At 47.7% G+C, this 344-nt stretch carries 2 tRNA genes; both read right to left on the minus strand.

The features are described 5' to 3' along the window. Nucleotides 1-107: 107 nt before the first annotated feature. A tRNA-Ala gene (locus GM298_RS23230) sits at nt 108-183 on the minus strand. A 36-nt stretch (nt 184-219) separates the two neighbouring features. Next, nucleotides 220-296: transfer RNA gene (locus GM298_RS23235), tRNA-Ile, on the minus strand. Nucleotides 297-344: the final 48 nt, after the last annotated feature.

Raw genomic sequence — 344 nt, forward strand, 5'->3', positions numbered from 1 at the left:
TGTGTGTCGTTTCAATTTTCAGCTTGATCCAGATTTTTAAAGAGCAAAACTTCGCAGTGCACCTTTTCAGGTTCACTCTGAAGTTTTCTTGTGTTCGCAGTAAAAGATGGTGGAGCTATGCGGGATCGAACCGCAGACCTCCTGCGTGCAAAGCAGGCGCTCTCCCAGCTGAGCTATAGCCCCATCGTTGATAACCTCTTCAAATTTGCTTCGCAAATTTGGTAGGCCTGAGTGGACTTGAACCACCGACCTCACCCTTATCAGGGGTGCGCTCTAACCACCTGAGCTACAAGCCTGTAGAGGTTTTTACTGCTGTTTTTCATCAGACAATCTGTGTGAGCACT

Source organism: Enterobacter sp. HSTU-ASh6 (genome assembly GCF_026319105.1).
Lineage (GTDB): Bacteria > Pseudomonadota > Gammaproteobacteria > Enterobacterales > Enterobacteriaceae > Enterobacter > Enterobacter sichuanensis.